The organism is Corynebacterium spheniscorum (genome assembly GCF_900113445.1).
GTDB lineage: Bacteria > Actinomycetota > Actinomycetes > Mycobacteriales > Mycobacteriaceae > Corynebacterium > Corynebacterium spheniscorum.
The window spans coordinates 1-24183 of record NZ_FOPJ01000016.1 but is presented as its reverse complement, the minus strand read 5'-3'; the positions used below and the strand labels follow the sequence as shown (position 1 = coordinate 24183).

19 protein-coding genes and 1 rRNA gene are annotated in these 24183 nt (G+C 56.7%); 9 read left to right on the top strand and 11 right to left on the bottom strand.

Annotated features, from left to right (window positions below):
* The first annotated feature begins 227 nt into the window (after positions 1-227).
* Both sepH and BMZ01_RS09950 read left to right on the top strand, forming a co-directional pair.
* On the top strand, positions 228-1490 hold the full coding sequence (gene sepH, locus BMZ01_RS09955) for a septation protein SepH (protein WP_092286969.1): 1263 nt from the start codon (positions 228-230) through the stop codon (positions 1488-1490).
* 142 nt (positions 1491-1632) lie between these two features.
* On the top strand, positions 1633-2565 hold the full coding sequence (locus BMZ01_RS09950; RefSeq protein ID WP_223845949.1) for a DUF6928 family protein: 933 nt from the start codon (positions 1633-1635) through the stop codon (positions 2563-2565).
* Between the two features lie 95 nt (positions 2566-2660).
* Here BMZ01_RS09950 and BMZ01_RS09945 read toward each other — a convergent pair whose 3' ends face one another.
* The 3 genes from BMZ01_RS09945 to BMZ01_RS09935 all read right to left on the bottom strand — a co-directional run bounded on the left by BMZ01_RS09945 (position 2661) and on the right by BMZ01_RS09935 (position 5933).
* The gene (locus BMZ01_RS09945; protein WP_092287025.1) at positions 2661-3497 is read right to left on the bottom strand and encodes a TrmH family RNA methyltransferase; all 837 of its coding nucleotides are present in this window, start codon (positions 3495-3497) and stop codon (positions 2661-2663) included.
* Between the two features lie 27 nt (positions 3498-3524).
* Entirely contained in the window at positions 3525-5012 is a 1488-nt protein-coding gene (locus BMZ01_RS09940; protein ID WP_092286967.1) for an NCS2 family permease, read from the bottom strand.
* Positions 5013-5204: 192 nt separating this feature from the next.
* Positions 5205-5933 (bottom strand): DUF3027 domain-containing protein, encoded by a 729-nt coding sequence (locus tag BMZ01_RS09935; RefSeq protein WP_223845948.1) that lies wholly within the window; start codon positions 5931-5933, stop codon positions 5205-5207.
* A gap of 38 nt (positions 5934-5971) precedes the next feature.
* On the opposite strand from BMZ01_RS09935, the gene BMZ01_RS09930 reads away from it, so the two are divergent.
* Complete coding sequence (locus BMZ01_RS09930; RefSeq protein WP_223845947.1) at positions 5972-6859, top strand: glutaminyl-peptide cyclotransferase; 888 nt, start codon at positions 5972-5974, stop codon at positions 6857-6859.
* Positions 6860-6889: 30 nt separating this feature from the next.
* Positions 6890-7495: a DUF2771 domain-containing protein gene (locus tag BMZ01_RS09925; protein ID WP_092286963.1), complete on the top strand. Its 606-nt coding sequence runs from the start codon at positions 6890-6892 to the stop codon at positions 7493-7495.
* A 120-nt stretch (positions 7496-7615) separates the two neighbouring features.
* Here BMZ01_RS09925 and BMZ01_RS09920 read toward each other — a convergent pair whose 3' ends face one another.
* On the bottom strand, positions 7616-8017 hold the full coding sequence (locus tag BMZ01_RS09920) for a cold-shock protein (protein ID WP_092286961.1): 402 nt from the start codon (positions 8015-8017) through the stop codon (positions 7616-7618).
* Positions 8018-8669: 652 nt separating this feature from the next.
* Between BMZ01_RS09920 and BMZ01_RS09915 the strand changes: the two genes are divergently transcribed.
* On the top strand, positions 8670-9281 hold the full coding sequence (locus BMZ01_RS09915; protein WP_092286959.1) for a resuscitation-promoting factor Rpf1 domain-containing protein: 612 nt from the start codon (positions 8670-8672) through the stop codon (positions 9279-9281).
* Between the two features lie 930 nt (positions 9282-10211).
* Here the strand turns inward: BMZ01_RS09915 and BMZ01_RS11570 are convergent.
* The 3 genes from BMZ01_RS11570 to BMZ01_RS09895 all read right to left on the bottom strand — a co-directional run bounded on the left by BMZ01_RS11570 (position 10212) and on the right by BMZ01_RS09895 (position 13656).
* Positions 10212-10421, bottom strand: a complete 210-nt coding sequence (locus BMZ01_RS11570; RefSeq protein ID WP_177180152.1) for an IS3 family transposase — start codon at positions 10419-10421, stop codon at positions 10212-10214.
* A gap of 895 nt (positions 10422-11316) precedes the next feature.
* On the bottom strand, positions 11317-11907 hold the full coding sequence (locus tag BMZ01_RS09900; RefSeq protein WP_092286953.1) for a hypothetical protein: 591 nt from the start codon (positions 11905-11907) through the stop codon (positions 11317-11319).
* A gap of 1551 nt (positions 11908-13458) precedes the next feature.
* Positions 13459-13656 carry a hypothetical protein gene (locus BMZ01_RS09895; RefSeq protein WP_092286951.1) on the bottom strand — a complete coding sequence of 66 codons (198 nt, stop codon included), beginning with the start codon at positions 13654-13656 and terminating at the stop codon, positions 13459-13461.
* Between the two features lie 65 nt (positions 13657-13721).
* Between BMZ01_RS09895 and BMZ01_RS09890 the strand changes: the two genes are divergently transcribed.
* From BMZ01_RS09890 to BMZ01_RS09875, 4 genes are all read left to right on the top strand, one after another.
* Positions 13722-16199 carry a helicase-associated domain-containing protein gene (locus BMZ01_RS09890; RefSeq protein WP_092286949.1) on the top strand — a complete coding sequence of 826 codons (2478 nt, stop codon included), beginning with the start codon at positions 13722-13724 and terminating at the stop codon, positions 16197-16199.
* Between the two features lie 263 nt (positions 16200-16462).
* Entirely contained in the window at positions 16463-18136 is a 1674-nt protein-coding gene (locus tag BMZ01_RS09885) for a DNA repair helicase XPB (protein WP_092286947.1), read from the top strand.
* A 10-nt stretch (positions 18137-18146) separates the two neighbouring features.
* Complete coding sequence (locus tag BMZ01_RS09880; protein WP_092287021.1) at positions 18147-18881, top strand: DUF3239 domain-containing protein; 735 nt, start codon at positions 18147-18149, stop codon at positions 18879-18881.
* 39 nt (positions 18882-18920) lie between these two features.
* A complete protein-coding gene (locus tag BMZ01_RS09875; RefSeq protein ID WP_092286945.1) occupies positions 18921-20099 on the top strand; it encodes a pyridoxal phosphate-dependent aminotransferase in 1179 nt (392 codons plus the stop codon).
* A 43-nt stretch (positions 20100-20142) separates the two neighbouring features.
* Here the strand turns inward: BMZ01_RS09875 and BMZ01_RS09870 are convergent, their stop codons facing one another.
* From BMZ01_RS09870 to rrf, 4 genes are all read right to left on the bottom strand, one after another.
* Positions 20143-21402 (bottom strand): LGFP repeat-containing protein, encoded by a 1260-nt coding sequence (locus BMZ01_RS09870; protein ID WP_092286943.1) that lies wholly within the window; start codon positions 21400-21402, stop codon positions 20143-20145.
* Positions 21403-21612: 210 nt separating this feature from the next.
* A complete protein-coding gene (locus tag BMZ01_RS09865; RefSeq protein ID WP_092286941.1) occupies positions 21613-22746 on the bottom strand; it encodes a SufD family Fe-S cluster assembly protein in 1134 nt (377 codons plus the stop codon).
* A 16-nt stretch (positions 22747-22762) separates the two neighbouring features.
* Entirely contained in the window at positions 22763-23494 is a 732-nt protein-coding gene (locus BMZ01_RS09860) for an ABC transporter ATP-binding protein (RefSeq protein WP_092286939.1), read from the bottom strand.
* A 558-nt stretch (positions 23495-24052) separates the two neighbouring features.
* A 5S ribosomal RNA gene (gene rrf / locus BMZ01_RS09855) occupies positions 24053-24169 on the bottom strand.
* Positions 24170-24183: the final 14 nt, after the last annotated feature.

The window sequence follows — 24183 nt, the reverse complement described above, 5'->3', positions numbered from 1 at the left end:
AGCTCTCAGCGTTGGCTGTAGCGCGTGCCTCCTGGGGGTTTTCTTATGGGTTGCTAGGTGCGGGCTTGTGGGGGCGGGTTAGTTGAGGGCCGCTGTGGGGTACATGTGGGGTGCGTTTGGGGTGCGTTGTGACGCGTCGGCGCGGTAGCCACGTTTGGGCACGTCGACGCACTAAGGTGGGTAGTCAAGATCACCTGTGATGCTCGAAAAAGAAGGAGACCCCACTTATGCGCGAGCTCTTCCTAACGGAGGGCGAGTCCACCCGTACCTCCCTGGTGTTCCACACCGAAGGGGAAGGCGACGCCGTGGAGTCTTTCTTCCTTGTAGTTGACGATAAGCTCCGTGACCTGCTGCGAGAGGTTGTTGAAGGACAGCCCGAAGCCGAGGGAAACCTGGGAGGCGATGGGGTCTCTCACCGCGATGAGGATGTCGCCGGCGAGCCTACTGCTAGTGAAGATGCGACTGCCGCAGAAGGTTCGGAACACTCTGAGGCCTCCGATACGGCAAGCTCGAGCGATGAAGAAGCCGATAAGGCGCCTGAGCAATCCGGCGCGCCCGCCGGTGGTGCGCATGCTGGTGGTGCGCATGCGGCTCAGCGTGGCAGTTTGCCGACCCCGGATCCGCGCCGTACTGCTCCGATGAGTATGCGTCCCCGCGAGATCCAGGAACGTATCCGTGGTGGTGCCACCGCAGCTGAACTTGCTGAGGAAATGGGCGTAACCGAAGCGCGCGTGGAGCCTTTTGCGCACCCAGTGTTGTTGGAACGCCAACGCATGGCGGAATTAGCGAAGCAAACCCACCCGGTGCGTGAGGATGGCCCGGCGCGCCTAACCCTGTGGGAGGTGCTGGCTACCGCTTTTGCTGCGCGCAATAATTCTTTGGCTGATGCACAGTGGGATTCTTATCGCGATACCGGTGGACAGTGGGTTATTCGCGTGAGCTGGACTGCTGGGCATAGTGAAAATATTGCTGAGTGGACCTTCCATAATCACCACACCAGCTCGCCAACAGCTATTCCGCGTAATGCTTTAGCTGCGGATCTCACTGATCCGGAATTCGCCCAACCGGCAGGGCGCACCTTAAGTGCGGTGGGCCGGGAGCGCCTAGAAAACTTCGGCCGTGAAGATGATGCGAATACGGAAGCACCCACTGGTGTTGGTCCGGCGCATAAGAATGGTTTGCGGGCTTTAAGCAATGATGCTGATGCGCCGCACTCCCCTGCTACTCAGGATCCTCATGGGCAGGATTCTGCCGCAACGGATCCGGGTGTGAATGCCTCTGGCCACCAAGGCCGCGGGGGTGTTGCCCCGCAGGAACTTCATGGTGAGTCTGCTGAGCAGGGTTCTGATGATGCTAAGGATGAGTTCTTGCAGCATCCGGACCCTGAACAAGAACCTCGCCCAAGCAAGCGTCGTCGCCGCGCGGTCACTCCGCATTGGGAAGATGTGTTGCTTGGCGTGCGCACAAACACGAAACGCCCCCGTCACTAACGCCTCTTACCCCCTTATGCCGCGCGGCTGTGGCTAGCGCTCAGGGCGCACGACGAGGTCGTGAATTATTAGGGTGGATTATGACGGCGGGTAGCTAAAAGCAATACATATTTCGGTAGGAAAGGACGGTATCCCGCACATCATGAACGACAATATTTTAAGCGTCGAAGAGATGGTGGGGGATATTCGAGCAGTTCTTACATTGTGGTACGTACGGACCGATAAACCGGGAACAGTTTTAGCGACTGAACCGAAAGCAGATCGCGGTTTTGGACGTAAATTCCTGGCCCAAATTAATCCGAAATGGCCGATTACTCTGATCGGGCAATTCCCGTTGAACCGCTCTGCCCCAGCTAGCCCCGATGAGTTCTATGTGGCTGGCTTCCCGGGGATCACCTGCGTGCAATTGCAGTACAACGGTTCCGCCAAGCTCTCTGAGCTCGACCCCATGTGGCTGCACTCCGTGCCGGCGCGTGCGGATAATATTTATGCCTTCGCGGTGGATGAAAAATCTGGGTTCGGCGGTTTTGCGCATTGGCATAAAGGTGAGTTGAAGCGCTCTTTATGTGCGCACCGCGCGATGCTGCATGAGGACTTGGGTTTACCGGAAGGTTTCGAGGCTGACTATTGGGCTGGGTTGACCACTGAACAGCTCGGCGGGATCGCCTTGCCGTTTTATCCCCCGGATATTGTGGCTGCGGCGCAACGCGAATGGTTAGAAACCGATATTGGCCCCGATGGCCCGGATATTAATGTTGTCGCCTACGCGGTGGATGGGCGCCCGGAACCGAAGTTCGATGATGCCCCGGCGAAGAAGGAGCCAGCTTCGGTTACTGAGTTGACGCGTTCTGCAGCCGAGAAACTAGGTTTAGGCCCAGAATTTAGCGCCTATGACGATTATGAGCATCGGGTTGATAGTGATGACACCAGCCCCACCGCCACCGCAGAGGAGCTAGGGAAATTCGCTCGCCAGGGCTTAAGAGTGGCGCGGCTAGTGGGCCGTGATGCTCGTATCTGGGCAGCCCGTGGGGTGCGAACCCTTAAAGATAAGTTGCGGCACACAGACCGCCCCTAGGCCGGGGCCTCAACGCTGGGGCCCTAGGCCGGGGCCTCAAGGCCGAGCCAGGCCCAGGCCAGCACACCCTAGGCCACCGCCAGCCCTCTCCCCCGCTACTTCACTCGCCGCAGCGAACGCTGCCGCTCATAAAACGCAATCGCAGCACAGGTCGCGAGGTTTAAGGAATCCGTTCCCGGCGCCATCGGGATCCGAGCGCGCACATCGGTAGCTCGCATGGCATGTTCGCTAAGCCCCGGGCCTTCAGCACCTACTAGCAGCGCAATCTTTTCATAGGGCTGCCCGTCGGCATCCACCAGCGCATCGGCTAGGTGCACGGCCTGCGGATGTGGGGTTAAAGACACTAGGTGGAAGCCCTGCTCCTGCAATTCCGCCAAGCCGCGCTGCCAGGTGGTGTAGCTACCTTCAATATGAGCAAATGGGGTGCGCAGCACATGGCCCATGCTCACCCGCACCGCCCGGCGATACAGCGGATCGGCACACCCATTGCCAAAGAGCACCGCATCCACTTCCATCCCGGCGGCATTGCGGAACATGGACCCAATATTTTCGTGATCATTCACGCCCTCACACACCACCACGGTGCGGGCACCGTCAAGCACCTGTGCGACCGAGAACTCCGGCACGCGCTCTGCTGCCGCCACCAGCCCGCGGTGCATATCAAAACCAGCGACCTGCTTAAGCACCTCGCGGGTTACCTCATAGACCGGCACCCCAGCTAATTCCGAGGGCTCACGCTCAGCTAAAAAGTCCGCGAGTTTCTTCCCAAACCCCACCACGCAGCGCAGCGGGAAACGAGATTCCACCAGGCGGCCCACCACCAAGGACCCTTCGGCGATCACCAGGCCCTTACCGCCGGGGAGATCCGGGCGGGAATCGGAGTGGTTAAGGTCCCGAATATCATCCAGGCGCGGGTCCGCCGGTTCGCTCATCTTGATTGCTTCGATCACAACGTACGCCTAGCTAATTGCCGCCATGATGGGCTCCATCCCGAAGTACACCACAAAGAGTGCCGAGATCAGCCACATCAACCAATGCACCTCACGGGCGCGCCCCGCGGCAACGCTCATCAGCGCGAAGGAAATGAACCCCACCCCAATGCCATTGGCAATCGAGTAGGTAAAGGGCATCACCACGATGGTTAAAAACGCGGGCAGCGCAATATAGAACTTGGTGAAATCAATATCGCGGACCTGCGCAATCATCATCGCACCAACAATCACAAGCACCGGCGCGGCAGCCTCAATCGGCACAATCTCATACAGCGGGGTTAAGAACATCGCCAGCAGGAATAAAACACCGGTCACAATATTGGCCAGCCCGGTGCGCGCACCATCGGCGATACCAGCGGAAGAATCCGCATACACGGTGTTCGAGGAAGCCGAAGCGGCACCACCAACAATCGCGCCGAAACCTTCCACCACCAGCGCACGCTTCATATCCGGCAGGTTGCCTTCCGCATCCGCCAGGTTCGCTTGCTTACCCAGCGCGGTCATCGTGCCCATGGCATCGAAGAAATTCGCCAGCACCAGGGTGAACACCAACAGGCTTGCGCCGAGCACACCCACGTGCACAAAGGCACCAAACATGTCGATCTTGCCGACCAGGCTGAGATCCGGCAGTCCACCGAAATTATCCGGCAGCCCCGGTACCGCCAGCGACCATCCACCAGGGTTGGGTTCCCCATCCTTAAAGGAGGGCCCCGCCCCCACCAGAGCTTCCACCGCAATGGCGACCACCGTGGTCACCACAATGGCAATAAAAAGCCCGCCGCGGACACCACGGATCACCATCACGCCGCACAAAATCAGCCCGAAGATGAACACCACCGTCGGCCAGGAGGAGATCGAACCACCATCACCTAAGGTCACCGGCACGGTGGTGTGCGCGGCATCCGGCACACGCCGAACAAACCCAGCATCCACCAGGCCAATCAGCGCGATGAACATGCCAATGCCCACACCCATCGCGGCTTTCATGGATGCCGGAATTGCCTTAAAAACAGCAACCCGGAACCCGGAGACCGCCAACAGCACAATGATGATGCCGTCAATGACCACCAGCCCCATGGCTTCCGGCCAGGTCAGCCCCTCGCCCCCAACAAAGCTGACCGCCACCAGGGTATTAATCCCCAACCCAGTCGCAATGCCGAAGGGATAACGTGCCACCAAGCCAAAGACAATGGTCATCACGCCCGCAGCCAGCGCTGTTGCCGCCGCAATCTGCGGGATCCCCAGGGTCACGCCCTCGCGATCAGCTGTCCCACCTAAAATCAGCGGGTTCAAAATAATGATGTAAGCCATCGCAAAGAAGGTCACTACCCCGGCACGGATCTCCGTACCCACCGTGGAGCGCCGCTCCGAAATCTTAAAGAAACGATCGAGGGCACCCACCTCCTTCGCATTATGTGATCGGGTGTTCTCTATATCTTGGACGCCTGCCGACATGGCCGCGGTTCCCTCATCTCCGATAGTTGTTCAATTGGGCAAAAACAGAATGTCACTGCCGCGCGTTTTCACCAACACGACCGCCCCCACCGGGGTGCAAAAATTCTTTAGCTCCCGAGACCCGGTGCGCTGGGGTGTACAAGAAAGTACGCCTGCTACCTGCCTCATGCGAGTAGTGCTTGGCGCACCCATCTAGTCCTTGGGATGCCACTCCAAAGCCACCTCATCGGCGAATAACTCCCCACGCGACTCCGCCACCCCAGGTTCTTCCGGGGTATCCGAATGTGCCCCGCAACCATAGTGCACATGCACCACCGAACCATCCGCGGAATACTCATTGGCACACACCCCAAATTCCGGGCCCACCGCGGGGGTTAAAGGCAAGAAGAAACCACAGCTTTCACACTCCGCCGCCGACTGTTGGGCAATCGGGGCGCGCGGACCAAAAGCCCCATTGCGCCAGCGTTGCTGCGCTTGCCCCAGGCCTTCTACGCTCAGCTTTCTCCGCGTATTCGACACCCCCGCTGAGGTTCCCTCCGGGGTTAAACGGGGATCATCCATCGGCGCCGGGAGTACATCACCCGGCCCTAAATCACCGGGCTGGATGCGCTGCGACCAGGGAATAAATTCCGGGGCTTGCAAAGCATCATGAGCTGGCACCAGCGCCACTTCGCTCACCGTTAAATCATGGCTACCTGCTGCGCAGGCAATCACTGCATGCCATTCCCAACCGCTATAGCCGGGTACTTCCGCAACAAAACGATGCGTCGCTGAATGCTCATCAATCGGTGCGGAACCTAGGTGGCAGCCAACCCCGCCTTCATCCACATCAATCAGGGCAGCGCGGGCAAGGTCGATTGCCCGCTTGGCTAAAAGAGGCGAGTCTGGGGTCTTCTTGCGTCTACGTCGTGGGGAGGACACGCGCCCTATTATGAACCACCGCAGTCATAATGAAGACCATGACCCCCTTCGCCCGCCACCTGATGAGCACCACCTTGTGCTGCTTCCTCCTTATCGGCATGAGTGCTTGCACCACCAAAGAAACCGTCACCCCGCCGAGTGAAACCACTACCCCAACCAGCAGCACCGCCAACAAAGCCCTAGCCGCACACCAGCTAGAAGCCGATAGCACCATCGAAGTGCTCAACACCTATCCCTTCGATGAACAAAGCTTCACCCAAGGCCTAGAAATGGAACCAGACGGCAACCTCTTGGTTGCCACCGGCCAATACGGAGAATCCAAGCTCTACCGCCGCAGCCTGGAAAATGCCAAAGTCCACGAGTCTATTGATCTACCTGCTGAACTATTCGGCGAAGGCATTACCCAAGCTGGTGACCATATTTGGCAACTAACCTGGCGCGCCGGGGTGGCCTATAAGCGCGATGCGACCTCCTTTGCTGAGCTCGACCAAGCGCATTATGAAGGCGAAGGGTGGGGTTTATGCCGTCTAGCTAATGGCCAGTTGGTGATGAGCGATGGAACTGACACCTTAACTTTCCGCGATGCCGATAGCTTCGATGAACTCCACCGCACCCAAGTCACCAGGAATGGTGCCTCGCTTCCTAAGCTCAATGAGCTGGAATGCACCAATGAAGGTGTTTATGCCAATGTTTTCCTCAGCAACTACATTGTGCGCATCAACCCAGATAGTGGTGAGATCACCCAGGTGATTGATGCTTCCGGGCTGCCGGATACCGCACGAGCCCGGAGTGACCGCAATGCTGTTCTTAATGGCATTGCCCTGATCCCCGGTTCTGAGACCGAAAAGGATGGGCCGCGGTTCCTGCTTTCCGGCAAACGTTGGGGTGCCCTCTATGAGGTGCGTTTTGTGCCCAAAGCTCGCTAGAGCTGCGTAGTGGAAGTAGGATGATCGGCCATGGCGACTCCTCGGCAAACAAAGAAGAAATCCCTGGTGATGTTCCTGGCCCTCCTTGTGGCCGTCATTATTGTCGTGGTGGCATCCGTGCTGGTGCAAAAGTGGTGGAATGATCGGCCCACCAAGGATCCTGCCGATGTCACGGTGCGCGCTGAGGTTCGCCCCAATGGCGAAAAAACCGATGATCCCGTCACCCTCGACTATGGGCCCTATGTGGTGTGCGAACCTGGCACCACCTGCCCGGATAACCCAGTTCCGGCTCTTAAGGTGGGCGAAAATGATGTGCTGCACCTCGAGATCCCCAAGGAAGTTTATGACCACGACTGGTCGCTGCTGATGATCTACGATGATCCAGCCGCGAACCAGGACCAGTACTTCGCCGCGAACCAAACCAAGAAGGTTGATATCCCTGGTTCTACCGATCCGGTAGTAAAAGACTCCGATGAGCGCCCCAAGCTCGTGGTGGTAGAAATCAATACCCTCATGGTCGGTCTAGATGACCAAGGTGAAGAAACCCCCTATGCCGTGGTGTGGTCGCTTAACACCCAAGGAGAGCAGGCCGTCCCCGATCAGCCTGTTAAGCAAGAGGACTCCGCACAGAACTAGGATGACCTCTTCTTTTCTCCCCGCCCGCCTTAGCTGGTGCGCGGGGAGAATTTTTATCTAAAAATCCCGCATGCTCCAGGTATCTCAGGAGAATGCGGGATATGAGTGTGATGCTTCCTCTTAGGCATCGAGTTCGCGGGCCACGGCACGCAGAATGTCGGCGACCTGGCGGCCACTACGGCGATCCGGCCAACGCCCGGCGCGCAAATCGGGTTGGATCTGCTGCTCTAAGAGGGTCACCATGTCGGAGACCATGCCATGAAGCTCTTCTGGGGAGTGCTTCCGGGCAGCGGCCTTGCGTTGACGTTTGGCAACCCGCGGGGTCTCTAGGATCTCAATGCGCAGGGCTTGGGGGCCGCGACGTCCGGCGGCGAAATCGAATTCAATGCGCTGTCCTGGGTGGAGCTCGGTGACCCCTTCGGGGAGAACGGAACGGCCAACATAGCAATCTTCCTCCCCAGGGTTGCTCACGAAGCCGAAACCGCGTTCAGCGTCGTACCATTTGACTTTGCCGATAGGCATGACTCTGGGTCACCACTTCCTGATCAAGGGGGAATGTACATGGATAAATAAAGGTGTGCGTTAGATGCACGAAGCTATAAAAGTTACTCCACGAAGCTGCTTCGCGCACCTTGGGGCTCCTGTGCTGTACAACGTTAGAGCACGCCCCGATGTTCCCTCACCGCTTCACGGGTGCGCGTGCATGCCCCACACTGCGGCGCTAAGGGAGCGGAAAAGATCACGAGATGGGCACGAAAAACCCTTAACTTCTCCGCTAAAGAGGTTTGGATCACAAAAAATTTTTCTGCCCATGACCTGCGGTTTTACTGGCGACCTGGGATTTTTTGGCGAAATCTTGGCCCGCCAGCGTGACACAATCGTTATAAACCATTAGTGTGTTGCGCAGGCACTTGAGAAGGCCTCGTTTTTAGGTGTGATGCTCTGCCTCACCCTAGGAACAGCTCCCATGGTTAACGCCATACCCTGTCCAGCTATGGGAAGCGTCTTCGCAGATTGTGCACAATATACGTGATGTTTTAACCACAACACCTTCTATGTGGACAGGGGCGACTTGCTCGCTAGCGCGGTAGGCACCACCACCTCAGGTGGGGCACACCACACACCATCAGCAGCAAGATCCGTCGGCGCTCATACGAGAGGAAAACGACCGTTTATGGCACGTCACGCTCGCAAGACCGCGTCCACCTTCGCTAAGCTCGCCGCCTCCACCGTTGCGGTGGGTGCAGCTGCAACCATCCTGGCTCCGACCGCTTCGGCCGCCCCGGATTCTGACTGGGATCGCCTCGCACAGTGCGAAGCCGGTGGCAACTGGGCTATCAACACCGGCAATGGCTACTACGGTGGCCTGCAGTTCAACGCCGGCACCTGGAATGCTTACGGTGGCCAGCAGTACGCCGCCACCGCTAACCAGGCCACCCGCGAGCAGCAGATCGCTATCGCTGAGCGCGTCCTGGCTAACCAGGGTTGGGGTGCTTGGCCGGCTTGCTCCGCTCGCCTCGGCCTGAACGCCGCTCCGACCATCCGCGACGCTGTTGCCGCTGCCCCAGCACCGGTCCAGCAGGCTGTTGCTCAGGTGACTGGCTCCACCGTCACCAATAGCCCGGATACCTTAGCTGTGGATGCCATCTATGGTTTGGTGCGCGACTTCTTCGCCCCCAACCCGGTTCCCGCCCCGATCGAGGGCTTCTACTACGCGAACCGCCACAACTTCAACGCTTTCTATAGCGCCAACCGCCAGTTCATTGATCCCTTGGTTGGTCTCTAAGCCTTAAGAACCACCTAGGCTTTTCCACGCCCCGCTTCCCCGTTTCACTTTTGGTGAATAGATAGCGAGGCGTTGGTATTTCCCAAAAGCACCTCGCTCCTCAGGGGTAATTAGCAAACTATGTGCCTTTCGGCGTGCCGTCGGATGGATACACTTTTTGCTATTTCGGGCCTCATTTCGGATTAGAACTCAGTGCTTACGCCGTTAATATAGATCAGGCCACAGGCGTGTTGGCGGGATCACGATTCGGAACGTTGATCAGCCAAAACGATGTGCGCCGGTCGGAAAGTACCCGGCGGTTTGGCCGATGTTGTCGGGTTAGCTGGGACCCGGCGACAGCACAACTGTCATAGGAGTGAAGTATCCTGGGTTTTGTTCCTAGGCATTTATCTTGTGTGTGATTGTTTCAAAGGGCTCGGTGTGAGCCCAAAACGACGCTTCGACCTCCGTGGGGGTTTTGTAGTCTAACGAAGCATGCAGCCTCGTGTCATTCCACCAGGACACCCATTGGAATGTGGCGATCTCAACATCGACGGCATTCTGCTACCTTTTCTGCCCAATGAGCTCGTTTTTGCAACAACCGTTGACGTTTTCCGCCAAAGCATTATCCTAAGAGTCTCCAACGGTTCCGGTTGACACCCTGATGCCAGCATCAGCGAGCTTGTCGTTATAAACAATACTGAACTACCAGGATCCGTGATCTCAGTGATGAACCAGGTCACGGGTCTTTTTTCGCGGTAGCAATTGCTTGGGTTAACGCTTGCAGCGGTAGCGCTTCGGTAGGCATCGAATCCGACAGTGCTCACCCGAGGTTTCGGCGGGAAAACACATCCGTAACAACCGCCGCGTACACAAATCCCTTGATAGTGCGTACATAAGTAATCTCGGCGACCCATAGCTGGTGTGGCCGTTGCGCACAAAATTGACGGTTCACCAGGTCAGGACGCGTATCGACGTGATGAGCTTTACAGGTAGTGATCGGGGTGTTCCCTTGGATTTTCCCTTGACTCCCGCTAACCGCATGAGCCTGGCTGTGTGCTCATAACCGATGGCAATGCCATCACGTTGCAGAGCGTGCCACATCTTGTGTATGCCGTAGACACCATAATTGGCCTGATGAACAGTCTTAATGACTTCCACAAACGCAGTGTCACGCAATACACGGGGACTTAAGCCCGCGGGCTTTGGCTTGTCGGTAGCCTCGGGAGGTGATGAAACCGCCTGCACGGTGAGCTTTCAACGTCAAACAGATGAACTCGACTTAAAAAACGATCCCGGTATTCGTCGATAAACCGGATCATGTCCGACGTTGTGGGTCGAGTTCCGATGCGAAAAAAGCTGATGCGGCTTTCAGCAGCTCGTTGGTGTCGCGTAGTTCCTGATTTTCGCGTCGTAGCCTGGCGTTTTCAACTGCCAAGTCTTCTTCACAGCGAACGGTTGTCCCGTTACGGTAAGCGGTTTGCGTTCAGATCCTGGCAGTGTGCCAGGAGATCCCCAACTGGGGTGCAACAGCCTTGCACACAGCGTGCATCCAAAGATTCTCAGCCAGGATACGGCCTTCAACAAGACGAACCACTCGGTGCTTGGTCTTCTGGTCGAACTTCTTTGGCATAGCCCAAAATTTTTCCCATCTACTCAGACGGAACAAAACCTAGCACACTTTAGTTGTCTATGCCGGTGATGGTAGCAACGTTGAATAAGGCAGGATGGGAACTCAAACTCCACGAAATATCCCAGTGTCACGCTAGCGGTGAACACACATCGACCAGTAAACGCTAATTGGTCTAGGTTCAGACGACAAGGAGGGCGGGCACCGACTCAGCGATGCCCGCCCTTCACGATCACTTCAGGGAATCACCCTTGTCCCCCGCCCGTTTAAAAAAGAATGCTGCGGTTGGAAACGCTACGGCAGCGACTACCCATAGCGGCAGCGCAGCCCATGCGACCGGTAGGGATGTCGCAAGTATCGGCGACGCCATACCTGTCCCGAGAGCGACCCATCCTAGTTTATGGTCGTTACTCGTCTTATCCATGGTTACCTCCAGTTTTTCCCGACACACCAACCAATTTGGCCACCGGTGGCACCCGAAACGGCAGCAAGGCAGGCAACGCAACCTGCGCCCGCAGTTACCGCACAAGCTGCTGAGCAAACAACGCTTAGCGCTGTGAGTGCCCATGAGGAGATCTCGGAATTGCTGAGACAATCGTTTAGACCGCCCCAGTCCATGCCCAAGGGCACAACCTGGTTTCCCAGCTCAATTCCATTCTTTGCCCCAGCCTCGCCAACGACGTACTGGTGTTGGTCAAGCTCCCCGTCGACATAGGTGGTAAGCCACCCCGAATTCTCGGTTTCTTCTTCCAATGTGATCTGGTACGTAGAAGCAACCTGATGTTCCGGAGTCACGACCACCGCGATCACGCTGCCATTAGACGCACCTTCGATTCTCGTTGAGACAAGCACATTTCCGTCGTCGAGTTTCTTCGCCACGTGTGGCGACTCGGCGAGAGCCTGACCATTCTCCAGGACGACTGCGGCTGCAGCTGCAACTCGTGCGGCTGACAACAGAGCTTCATCATTGACGTCGGGAAGGGTGGTTAACTTGCTGATGTTGTCGGCGACTTGCACTGAGGCCGCCGTTGAGACATGAGTCTCGCCACTGGGGGAGACGCATATGCAGGTACACTCATGCCCCCGAAAAGCAGTCCGCACGAGGTGATTGTCACCAACGCTTTGTTAGCAATCCTCATGATTCGTTTAAAGCTCCTTACTTCGATAAAGTGCTTGCGAAGCCTGACTGGGCATCCTCAATCAGGTTAGGAAGGCTTTACTTTGGCTGGCCTGGCTACATGCTAAGGGGTGAAGTTTCCACATTCAAGGGTGCGGGGGTATTTTGATTCGCCAGTTTCGGATATTTAAGTGTTTCCTGATCGCCCGAATGGGGGGGCTCCATGAGGTCGCAAAGCACGGAAACTCACCCTGGTAAAGGGTAGTTTTCTGGTTTCGGAAGATCCGGATTGTGCGCGTCATGTCCGGAGACATAGATCTCATCAAAAGTGTGCCAGCTTAAAGGGGTATAGACGGTGATATTTCCGTTGGTTTGACTGGCACGCGCCGACCCACTGGGACATATCCGACCTCCCGTGTGTCGCGCCTTCGGCTTGGTTACTTCTGGCGACTTAACCTCTTTTTATTTCTGCCAACGTGCCAGAATATCTCAAGTGCAGCGAAATGAGCGACCAAAACAGATCGAGTGCGGACGCGATGTAAGCGAAGTTGCCACCTAACTGGGGAGCAGCCGGTAAGCAGTACGTTCAAACAACACCACATCGGCAGCTACAGTCTCATCGCACAAGTCTCGATAAACAGCCTGCGAATCACCCTCGTTAGCCGACCGCAAAAACCGCCATGCACAGGGCACGTCTGCGCCCGGAAACAGCGACCGGTTCAGCAAGCAACCGGTAATAACGAGCCCTACAGAGCTTTAACGCCCAATCCATCAGCGCCACAGGGATTCACTAAGCGGGAAATAACCTTTCCCGCAGAGTCGCCTGCGACGAATACGCCATATCGCGCCGGAAAACCTTGTTTTCCGGGACAAGTAGGTGATTCCTACGCCGCAACTGGCATAACTCTTGAGATGCTTTCCAACCCACACCTATTGCCCACCACTCTCGATGTGTCCTTGGCGGAACCACTTATCCAAAGTGGAAATATGAATCGGGGTAGGCAACAGAAGCTGACACCTTCCAGGCGTTGAGCCCAGCAGACAGGGCTAGGCACAGTGCATTCCTCGAACCGCTGCACAGCCGGATGCGCGACGGGAGTCTCAGAGGATTGTCTCCCTTATCTGGGGTTGCGCGCAGCCAAGGCGCCGACTGAATCGTTGTCGATTATTCTGTCAGCAACCTCCGGCCAGCAGCGCCACAAAGTTTTCCTAACAGGTCAACTCACTGCCACTTGATGCCATCAGGAACCTACCTCGAGCCTCTTGGTAAGCAAAGTTGCGAACAGAGCCCGCGAATCCCCGTCGTACGCTTATCAATGCCTGTATGAGCAAACCACAAGCACACGATAGTTCGCTTCGCGGATCCTTGACGGGGTTCGCGAGTCAGTTAGCAATTGTACGGGTGCCCCAATAAAAAGGAAGCAATCCTAGTTTGAGTCAGCTAGAAAAATCTAGTCGCGGTTCACTCGGGTGTAAGGGTGAACGTAGCTAAGTTCCTCGACCGGAACGGGGAAGACAGTGTCATCGCCGTAGGGGCTGGATGCTCCAGCGAGCTTGGAATTCAACTCGGTCACCGCATGTCCGTCGCCAGGAACGCTCTTCGGCCAGCCCGGATCGACGTAACCCTTTTTCTTCTCAACGTTAGCCATATAGTCATTCTTACAACTCGGCGCCCCAAATGTCACCTACCGGGGGGCGCTTAAGATGGTGAGCAATGAATACCAATAATCACCTCACCCAATTAGAAGGCGCCCAGGAGTGGCTTCGCAGCGCCACCCGCGAGGATCTTCACCAGATTTTGATGAACCGTCCCGGCGCGGCTTATCCCGAAGCTTCGGACTTTCTTCAATTCGCTTTACGGCTGGGTCAGACCCACTATGTGGTCGAAGCGATTAAGAGCATGCGGGCTTTACCGCTGGCGGTGATGCGTGCCGCCGCGGATTTAGAATTAGCCAAAGATGAGGAAGCCAGTAGTGCCGCAGAGGTAGCGACACGACTCGGTTTAGAGCTAAATGCCGTGCTAGTGGCTATGAAAGAGCTCAACCAGGCGGGCCTGATTTGGGGTGAGCGCACACCTGGTGCGGAAGACTCGATCAATATGTTGGGGCAACCGCATGGCATTTTGGCGCATCATTTTGATCTGCCTCCTATCCCCACGGATCGTTGTATCCCGGAGGGGGAATATGTGCCTCAAAGCGATGGTGGGGTGCCGGCATCGCAGCGTTTGGCGATGCTGAAACCCGGTGAGAAGCGAGTGATTGAGGCCCTGGGGAGGATCTTCGGGATGGGTACCTCAGAGGGTGCGGGTTATGATGCGGACCCAGAATTACCGGTCCCGAGGCTACTCAATATGGGGTTACTCTTTAGGTTTAGTGAGGATGTAGTGGGGCTTCCCGCGGCCGCCCAAAATGCTCGCGAAGGCCGGGATATTCACGCAGTGCCCTTTCTCCCGCCGAACTTTATACCCGCAGAATTTTTGCCCAAGCTCGAGCACACGATCTCGGGAAAGCAAAAAACCGAAGCCGATAGCGACGCCCAAGATACCCAGGACCGCAGCGCCTTGGGGTCGAGCCTGGAAGTTGCGCGCGCGATGGTGGCGTTGATTAATGCGTTGGCGCGCGAGCAGGTGCCGCTGCTGAAGAAGGGGTCGATTGGGGTGCGCCCGGCGCGGAAGCTGGCGGAAGAGCTCGATATGAGTGTGAAGGACCTTGCGCGGCTGCTGTGTTTGGCGCTCAGTGCGGGGCTGGTGTCGCGCGGGGAGCCGCAGCCTTTGCCGATGGATGACACCGGCGGCGAATATGTGGGGCCGACGCCGCGTGCCTATACCTTTTTGGAACAGAGTTTGGCGGAGCAAGTCAGCTATTTGCTGAGCATGTGGGTGAGTTCGGATGCGGCGCCGTGGCGGGTCGAAGGTGATGTGAGGATCTTCGATGAGGCCATGTTTGAGGGCGATTTTGTGGCCCTAAGGCGGCCGATTTTGTTGGCTTATTGTCGTAGCGCCGAAGGGCATGCGCTCAGCGAAGAGGAGTTCTACCAGGGGCTTTTATATATTGATCCCTGGGCGGAGCGCTGCGCGGAGGATGCTGAGGCGATCGCTGAGATTCGTGAGGAAGCCGTGTGGATGGGGGTGCTTGCGGAAGCCGAAGAAGGGCGGGTGGCGGCGACGCGTTCCTTGCGGATTTTATTTGCCGAGACCTTGGCGAAGGAAGCGGAATTGGTGTGCATGCCGCGGCCTGTGCCGGCGCCTTTTAGTGTGCGTGGGCAGCTGAACCAGGAGCTTTGTGAGCATGTGGAAAGCATTGTTCCGGCGACGGTGGACAAGATTATTCCCCAAGCGGATATGACGATTTTGGCGCCTGGGCCGCTGCCTCCGGAGATGCAGAAGGAATTGTCTTTGCTGGCGCAGATTGAGTCGCCGGGAATGGCGAGTGTGTGGCGGATTAGTCCGGAAAGTATTCGCCGGGGTTTGGAATCCGGGCGAACCGGAACGGAGATTCTGCACTGGTTTGAAGAGAACTCCATGGGTGAGTTGCCGCAGGCCCTAAGTTATTTGATTAAGGATCAGGCGCGGGCATATGGGGTGCTTCGGGGCGGCCCGGCAAGCTGTTATGTGCGCGCGGATGATGAGGCGACCATAGCGGAGATTATGGCTTTGCCGGAAGCTGAGGAACTGGGCTTAGAACAGATTGCGCCGAGCGTGATTGTGTCTTTGGTGCCGCTTCATGAGCTGATGAAGACGTTGGCGAAGCATGGGTTGAGCCCAGCGATGGAGGCACCTTCAGGACAGCGTATTAGTGCGCTGACGGTGGAGCCTTATGTGGAGTTTTTAGATGATTGGGCGATGCGCAATTATGAGCGCGGGAAGCCGAAGGATGAGGCGCTGACCCCGGAGGAATGTGATCATGCGCTGCATGAGATGTTGGTGGCCGAGGATGGGGTGGCGAAGGCAAAACCGGGGAAGCTTAACCAGCTGGGGAAATCGACCTCGGTGATTCAGGCGCTGATAGATAATGCGATTGATACGGGGCGGAATATTTTCTTGACCTATCGGCGGGCAAATGGAGAACAGGAGACCATGATGGTGGATCCGCAATATTGTGATGATGAGGCGGTGACGGTGTGGCATATGGCGGCCCAGCGGATACAGCAGATTGCTTTGGAGCGCATTGTGGATGTGAGCTTTAAGGGGTGAGGGGTGAGGTTGCTGGAGGGGCCGGAAGCGCGGGTGGCTTGGGGACCTCTCTTCCTGTGATTCATTGCTCTGCTGCTTCCCCGCGGTGCGTATAGGTGTGCCCGCGGTGCGTATAGGTGTGCCCGCGGTGCGTATAGGTGTGCCCGCGGTCCACGCCTTTACGCGGCGCTAATAGACTGCCTACTGTCAGGCACTATGTGTAGATCGCTCATCGCGGTCTGTAGTTCAAAGGTTGCTCAACACAAAGGACACCACCAAGCTTTATGGCTGCTCAGAATTCTTTCGGCGGGGCGTTGATCGTCCAATCCGATAAAACCGTGCTCTTAGAGGTCGATCATCCCGGCGCGGAAGAAGCCCGCACCGATCTTGCGCCCTTCGCTGAGTTGGAGCGCGCACCGGAGCACATCCACACCTATCGGATCACTCCCCTAGCCTTGTGGAATGCACGCGCAGCCGGGCATGATGCCGAGCAATTAGTGGATGTTTTAGAGCGCCACTCGCGCTTCCCGGTACCGCAGGCTTTGCTCATCGACATTGTGGAAACAATGAGCCGCTATGGGCGCGTGCAGCTTCATAAGGATGAAGAACACGGGCTGCTGTTAAGCAGTGAAGAAGCACCCATCATTGCTGAGGTCAGCCGCCATAAGGCCATTAAGTCCATGCTGGGCACTCCCCTCGATGCACACCGCGTGCCGGTGCACCCCAGTGAACGAGGGCGTTTAAAACAAGCCTTGTTGAAAGTCGGTTGGCCGGCTGAGGACCTGGCTGGATATGTTGATGGCGAGGCACACCCCATTGCTCTTAGCCAGGAGAATGAGAAATGGGAGCTGCGCGATTATCAGGAGCAAGCAGCAGCGAGTTTCTGGGCCGGCGGTAGCGGCGTGGTGGTACTACCCTGTGGTGCCGGTAAAACCATGGTGGGGGCAGCTGCGATGGCGAAAGCTCAGTGCACCACGTTGATTTTGGTGACTAATACGGTGGCTGGGCGCCAATGGCGGGAAGAATTATTGCGGCGCACCACCCTCACTGAGGATGAGATTGGTGAGTATTCCGGGGAACGCAAGGAAATCCGGCCGGTAACGATTGCCACCTATCAGGTGGTGACCCGGAAAACTAAGGGCGAATACCGCGCCCTGGAGCTTTTCGATTCCCGCGACTGGGGTCTGATTATTTATGACGAAGTGCACCTGCTGCCTGCCCCGGTATTCCGGATGACTTCGGATCTGCAATCCCGACGCCGACTGGGATTAACCGCTACCTTGGTGCGCGAAGATGGTCGCGAAGGTGATGTGTTTAGTTTGATTGGGCCGAAACGTTTCGATGCTCCCTGGAAAGATATTGAGGCTCGCGGCTATATTGCCACCGCTGATTGCATTGAAGTGCGTACCACTATGACCGATGCGGAGCGCCTGGTGTACGCCACCGCGGAACCACGGGAGCGTTATCGCCTAGCCGCGTGTTCGCCGCGCAAGATGAAGGTGGTGGATCGCCTATTGGCCAAGCATGAAGGTGAACCCACCTTGGTGATTGGTGCCTACATTGATCAACTCGAGGAAATCGCCGAGCACATCGCGGCACCGCTTATTGATGGCTCGAGTTCTAATAAGCGCCGCCAAGCCGCCTTCGATTCCTTCCGTTCCGGAGAAACCAAGGTGTTAGTGGTTTCTAAGGTCGCGAATTTTTCCATTGACTTACCGGAAGCTTCAGTGGCAATCCAGGTATCCGGTACCTTTGGTTCCCGCCAAGAAGAGGCCCAACGGTTAGGCCGGCTATTACGCCCCAAAGCTGGGGGTGGTGGGGCGACCTTCTACACGGTGGTTAGCCGCGACACGATTGATGCTGAATACGCAGCGCACCGGCAACGTTTCCTCGCCGAGCAGGGCTATGCCTATCACATTGTCGATGCGGTAGACCTCAAGGACGAGGACTCTCGTTAAGGTGGAAGGCATGAATGCTGCCAAGCCTTCCAAGAACACCCCCGCTAACTCTTCCGCCCAGGCTTCTGGAGCGCAGGCTTCTGGGGCGCAGGTTTCCGGGGCGCAGGTGCCTTTCCATTTCCAGGTGGATGAGGTTTATGCGCGCAACCACAATGAGTTACTTCGCGATACCGCTCGGATGCGTAATTCCGGCATCGCTTTGGGCATGGTCCTGATCATTGGTGCGATTGCCTGCTATGTCTTAGTGTCTTCGCCTGCCTGGTCCTGGGGCTTAGCCGTTGGCCTGGCAACCTTCGGCATTGTGTCGATCATTGTTGGTTTAACCGTCCCAAAGAAGGTTGGTGGTCCGCAGGCGCTTTATGATCGCTACCCTCTTGCCCCGGCAGTGGTGGTGGAGGTTAATGCCCGCGACCTGGTGATCATGGCTTTGGTTAATACCTGCACTGATCCGGCTGCGCCTGCGGAATGGGGCTTGGCTCTTCGCACTATTTCTAAGCTGCCAAAGCATCCGGCCAAGTTGGGCACTAACCTTCCGGTAGCAGCGGTTTCTGGCCGCCGCGATATGGGTGACCAGGCGCATTGGACGGAAATCTCCCCCATGCCGATTGCTTGGGGAACTCCTGATCCCGCGGTGGTGAAAGAGGCTGCGGATGCGATCCCGAAGAAGCAGTGGAATCTGCTTTCGCAGAACCGTCGCCGCTATGAGGAAGTCAAAGAGACGCCTTATAATCTCCTACGACTTTAAATCGCTCGCCAATAGGCTTCGGCAGGTAGCGTAGACCGCATGGCTAAAGACTATGGAGTAAAGCGCCTCAAGGAATTCGGGGAAACTATTTTCGCCACCATGTCCGCGAAAGCTGCGGAGACCGGGGCGATTAATCTGGGACAAGGCTTCCCCGATAGCGATGGGCCGGCAGAAATGTTGGCGAAAGCCTGCGAGGCGATTAACTCCGGGCATAATCAATATGCTCCTGGCCGCGGGATCCTTGAGCTACGTCAAGCCATTGCCCGCCAACGCGAACGCCACTATGGCATTAAGTACCAGCCGGAAAATGAGGTGCTGGTGACGGTGGGCGCCACGGAGGCAATCAGTGCCACCGTGTTGGGCCTGGTTGAACCAGGCGAAGATGTCATTGTTTTAGAGCCCTACTATGACGCCTACGTAGCGGCCATTGCCTTAGCCGGGGCCCGTCGCATCGCGGTTGCATTGAAAGAAACCGCGGAAGGTTCCTGGAGTGTGGATGCTGAAGCAGTACGCCGCGCCATTACCCCACAGACCTCCATGGTAATTATTAATAATCCGCATAACCCCACCGGCAGTGTTTTCGCGGAAGAAGATATGGCGGAACTAGCCAAGGTCTGCGTAGAGCATGATCTCTTGGTGCTCTCTGATGAGGTTTATGAACAGCTAGTTTTCGATGGGGTAAAGCACCGCCCCACTGCGAGTTACCCCGGCATGTGGGAGCGCACCATCACGGTGAGTTCCGCAGCGAAAACTTATAACGCCACCGGGTGGAAAACCGGGTGGGCATTGGCGCAGGCTCCGCTGATTGATCAGGTATTAAAAGCCAAGCAGTTCACCACCTATGTGGGAACCACGCCTTTCCAATATGCGGTGGCTTGGGCCTTAGATCATGCCGATGAGTGGGTGCGAGGCATGGTTCAAGGGCTGCAAGATAATCGCGATGCCTTATCAGCTGCTCTTAAGGAAGCCGGTTTTAAGGTGCATCCTGCTGCCGGCACCTATTTTGTGGTGGTCGATATTGATCACCTGCTGGCTGATTCTGAGATCGAAGATGGCACCGAGTTCTGCATGCTCATGCCGGAGGAATACGGGGTCGCAGCAATCCCCGTGCAGGTATTCTGCGATGAGCCAGCGCCATGGAAATCACGGATTCGCTTCGCCTATGCGAAACGCCCCGAAGTTATTGAGCAGGCAGTATCGAAGCTGAAGGCAATCTAGGCATCGCCGCTGGTGGTCTCTTCGCCTGACAGCCGGTTCACCGCTAGCGCTCGCCGCCAAGGTCGCCCTCGCGCTTGCCGTCTTCTTCGCGCTCTCCTTCACTTTCTTCTTCCGCAAGGGTTTCATAGTTTTGGAAGTCGAAGGGGTGCGCATCTTCGCGGTAAATCACGCGCTTTTCCGCCAGGTGCTCTAGCCGATCATGGCTGCGGATCCCGCGTTTAAGCCAACCACCACAGAACTCTTGTCGGCCAATACCGGGACGCAGCGGCAACACCTCAGAAAGCGGATAACCCATACGCCCAGTTACTCCGCCATAGTTCAACCAATCGCGATAGAACTCACCGGTGATCTCCCAGGTGCCATGCTCCGGGTGCGAGACAATAACTCCCCCACTAAATGTCGCGATCTTCCCGATCCCATCTTCACAGGTCACGATGTCGGTGAGCGGGAATCCCAGCTCGCCACCTAGCCCACCTTTGCGGAACCAGCGACGATAAATTGGTCCACCAACGGCGATCGCAATGGAACCATCGGCAACTTCATAGCGGTACACCATGCCATTGTGGAACCGTTGGCCCCACGTACCTGGGCGCGTGGCAATCGGGAATTCCACGCTCATGGGATAACCCAAATCCCCATAGCGCCGGATCGCAGCAGCAGAGCGTTGGGAGACACAATAGGCGTTATCGTGGTCCTCGCAATAGTAGATGTACCCGCCGGTAAAGCGCTGGAAACAACCTTCCTCATCGAAGGTGGCCGGCTCGATGGCAATCAATAACCACCCGGTGGGTCCGCCTTCGGCAAGGTAGCGTTCAATAATCTGTGTGGGCACCGGATAAGGCGAGGGCCAAAAAGTATAGCCCTTGGTCATATCGGGCATTGCTTCTTCTAAAGCAATCCGCATCTCCGAAGCATCAGCAAGTTTGCGGTCCATTCCCGGTGGCAACCCGATGGTGTCGGACCACATTTCCCCATGGATATATTCCTTCTTCGGCGGAATATCGCTGCAGCGTTGGCGGCGAATATAGTCCCTAAAAACCTCAATCTGCTCTAACGATAATTCAGTCAGCCCATCCACAGTGGGCGGGTACTCGCGGTCGCTTAAATACTGCTCGATGAGTTCTTCGCGGGCTCGAGATTCCTCACCATCGGTGGGTTCCTGCGGGTTGCCGCGGGTAATCAGGCGTAACCGCTGGGCTTTTAAAGCCTCTAGTGAGGAGCCCGCTTTTTGCACCGCCAAGGCCGCTGCCGCCGAAGCTGCGCTAATCGCTGCGAGTCCCAGGATCTTCTTTTTAAAGGCCACTATTCTTTCCCCAGCGTTGGTGAAGTGTACTGCTGCCGATTCTAGGGAGATTCCCCACCGCTCGCTCTCCGCAACGCACAAAACACGCCCCGACACCGCGAACACGCCACCCCAAAGACCCCGGCGAACGCCCCACCAACCCAACACAAGTCCCCCTGCGCCCAAGATCTCAACAACAGACCTCGCACAGGGGGAAAGTAGGTAGTCGTGTTACATATTTTCAGCCTCGCGGGCAGCTTCGATGAGTTTTTCCACTTGCTCGCGAACCGAGGAAGGAATGCGATCATCCTCGAGCTGCAAGAAGCCTTGCACAATCAAGTCGCGGGCGGCATCTTCATCCAGCCCAGCGGACATCAGGTAGTCCAGCTTCTCATCATCAATCATGCCCACGGATGCCTCATGGGAAAGCTGCGCTTGATCCACCAGCGAATCCAATGCCGGGATGGATTCAATTCGCCCAGCATCACTAAGCATCAAACCAGAGCACTCAAGGAAGCCCCGCACCCCATCCGCACTCGCGGTCAGGGTATTCACATTGCGCAGGTGACCACCATCAGAAACCATTCGCGAAATCTGTTCGGCTTGCGCACCACGCGCATCCAACTGCACGTTGGTAGACATATCGCGTGAGGTTCCCTCCGGAGCCAACACAATGGTGTGGCTGCTCAGCGAGGAATTCTCACCAACAATGGTGTGCGAATCAGACTTGTGCTTCCCCACCGCAGACACGGCCACAGAAATGGAGCTCGAGGAAGCATTCGCCCCGATCCGCGCGCGATCCCAGCTATAGACTTCCATCCGCTTGCCCCAACGATCCACATCAATAGATCGCACTTGGGCACCATCGCCAATGAAGGTCTCCGAGATCGACACATGCGTACCGCGCGAGAGCGCCGGCGGCACCGCCGAACCACTCACCGAATCCACACGCGCATCCTTACCAATCACGGTGATGTCATGGATGAATTGACGTTCCTGCGGAATCGTCATCACCGTGAAGCTTTGGGTCGGTTGATCCAGCACTGCGCCGTCTTTCACCCACGTGAAGGTTCCTAGCGGCGGGTCAGTGTTTTCAAAAGCCTGCTCCAACAGCGGATCTTCCGAAGGGTCAATCAGGCTGAACATCAATTCCTGGACCCATGGGAAGGTGGTCAGCGCGTCCGCAATGGGCATCACCACCACATCATCATCGGTGGATACGAGCTCTTTGAAGCCGCCGTCGACCAGCAAAGAGGTAGCTGATCGCGTTTCTGGCGGTGCCCAGCCGACGGGGGCCAAAATATCGGAGGTTGCGGCTTGGGGGCCAAGTTGGTTGGAGGGATTGACATGAACAGGAGTTGACATGGGTGCTGACACCTTCCTAGGAAGCTACGTCCACAAGCGAGTAGCCTTCGCTGCGGATTCGGTCGAACATTTCTTGAGGGGCACCTTCGGCAACGAGCTTGCCATTCATCATCAGGTGCGCGGTGGTAGAGTGCACGCTTTCCAAAATGAATCCAGTATGGGTGATCACAATTGCGGCACGATCCGTACCATCCGGGGCGGAGGTATCCAGCAGGTTATTCACTGCCTCACCAACTACCCCAACCTGTTCCAGATCCACACCGGACTCCGGCTCATCGAGCAAACACAAGGCAGGCTGTTGCGCCGTGAGTTTCAAAATCTCAAAGCGCTTACTTTCACCACCTGAGAAACCGCAGTTCACTTCACGGTTTGCCAGGTGTTCCAACCCAAGCTGTTTCACGCTTTCATCAAAGTGGTCGCCATCGCCAATAGCCTTCGCCAGCGATCGCACACTCACACCGGTCAGCCGCGGCGGCCGCTGGAAGGCCATGCCCAGACCAGCTTGCGCACGCGCCGTCGTATCCAAATCGCGCAGATCCTGCCCGCGGAAAAGCGCCTTGCCACCCTTCAATTCAAAGGGACGCACACCCATAATGGCATGCAGCAGCGATGACTTTCCGGAGCCATTCGGCCCAAGCAGAATATGGCATTCGCCTTCATTGATGGTGAGCGTGATATCGCTACAGAGGACTTTGTCGCCAACGACGACATCTACGCCTTCGAGTTCCAGTAGGGGAGTATTGGCCATGATGCCTCCTATTTAGCCGTCTTGTTGGCCGCTATTTAGTGGATAAACAGCACGAAGACGGGTTAAACTAAGATCCACCCCTGAGTATAGGTTCGGCACCTCTTAGTGAGCTCTGACCTTATGAACTTATTAGTGACCTTCCAGACCATAATCGATAAGGCCTCCTCCGGCGAGTTCCCAACATAACCGCAGGCCACATCCACATTCTAAAGCTTCACACCGCAGCACTCCCCCTCCCCCACAATAGGGTGACGCTCCCGTAAGTTACTGAGGCGTAGTGCTAACGCGATGTCGTTTTCTGTGAATGCCGTTCACAATTAATAGGATCCGCTCACTCAACGCGATAAGCTGCTTCTTTTTGCTTTGCTTCCCCGAGATCCTTCAGCCCCGCACCGCAGTGATTCTACAGCTGGGCAGGTGCTCAGGTTTGCCGCGCCAGAATCTTTTTGAACGCGAGTAGGCCCTTCCTTGGGCCTAGTTGTAGATATGCGAAATGGGGTGGGGTGCGACACCAGTTGATATCACACCCCACCCCATATTCTTTGTTATCAAGTTTTAGGTCGGCAGCAACTTACTCTCCCACACCCTCACAGGTGCAGTACCATCAGCGCAAACAGGCTTAGCTTCCGGGTTCGGAAAGGGACCGGGCGTACCCCTGCCGCAATAACCACCGACACATCATTGTTGTC

Bases quoted from the DNA above. Each gene is read 5' to 3' on its own strand.
- sepH (WP_092286969.1), top strand. From the start codon at position 228: ATGCGCGAGCTCTTCCTAACGGAGGGCGAGTCCACCCGTACCTCCCTG.
- BMZ01_RS09950 (WP_223845949.1), top strand. From the start codon at position 1,633: ATGAACGACAATATTTTAAGCGTCGAAGAGATGGTGGGGGATATTCGA.
- BMZ01_RS09945 (WP_092287025.1), bottom strand. From the start codon at position 3,497: ATGAGCGAACCGGCGGACCCGCGCCTGGATGATATTCGGGACCTTAAC.
- BMZ01_RS09940 (WP_092286967.1), bottom strand. From the start codon at position 5,012: ATGTCGGCAGGCGTCCAAGATATAGAGAACACCCGATCACATAATGCG.
- BMZ01_RS09930 (WP_223845947.1), top strand. From the start codon at position 5,972: ATGACCCCCTTCGCCCGCCACCTGATGAGCACCACCTTGTGCTGCTTC.
- BMZ01_RS09925 (WP_092286963.1), top strand. From the start codon at position 6,890: ATGGCGACTCCTCGGCAAACAAAGAAGAAATCCCTGGTGATGTTCCTG.
- BMZ01_RS09920 (WP_092286961.1), bottom strand. From the start codon at position 8,017: ATGCCTATCGGCAAAGTCAAATGGTACGACGCTGAACGCGGTTTCGGC.
- BMZ01_RS09915 (WP_092286959.1), top strand. From the start codon at position 8,670: ATGGCACGTCACGCTCGCAAGACCGCGTCCACCTTCGCTAAGCTCGCC.
- BMZ01_RS09895 (WP_092286951.1), bottom strand. From the start codon at position 13,656: ATGGCTAACGTTGAGAAGAAAAAGGGTTACGTCGATCCGGGCTGGCCG.
- BMZ01_RS09890 (WP_092286949.1), top strand. From the start codon at position 13,722: ATGAATACCAATAATCACCTCACCCAATTAGAAGGCGCCCAGGAGTGG.
- BMZ01_RS09885 (WP_092286947.1), top strand. From the start codon at position 16,463: ATGGCTGCTCAGAATTCTTTCGGCGGGGCGTTGATCGTCCAATCCGAT.
- BMZ01_RS09880 (WP_092287021.1), top strand. From the start codon at position 18,147: ATGAATGCTGCCAAGCCTTCCAAGAACACCCCCGCTAACTCTTCCGCC.
- BMZ01_RS09875 (WP_092286945.1), top strand. From the start codon at position 18,921: ATGGCTAAAGACTATGGAGTAAAGCGCCTCAAGGAATTCGGGGAAACT.
- BMZ01_RS09865 (WP_092286941.1), bottom strand. From the start codon at position 22,746: ATGTCAACTCCTGTTCATGTCAATCCCTCCAACCAACTTGGCCCCCAA.
- BMZ01_RS09860 (WP_092286939.1), bottom strand. From the start codon at position 23,494: ATGGCCAATACTCCCCTACTGGAACTCGAAGGCGTAGATGTCGTCGTT.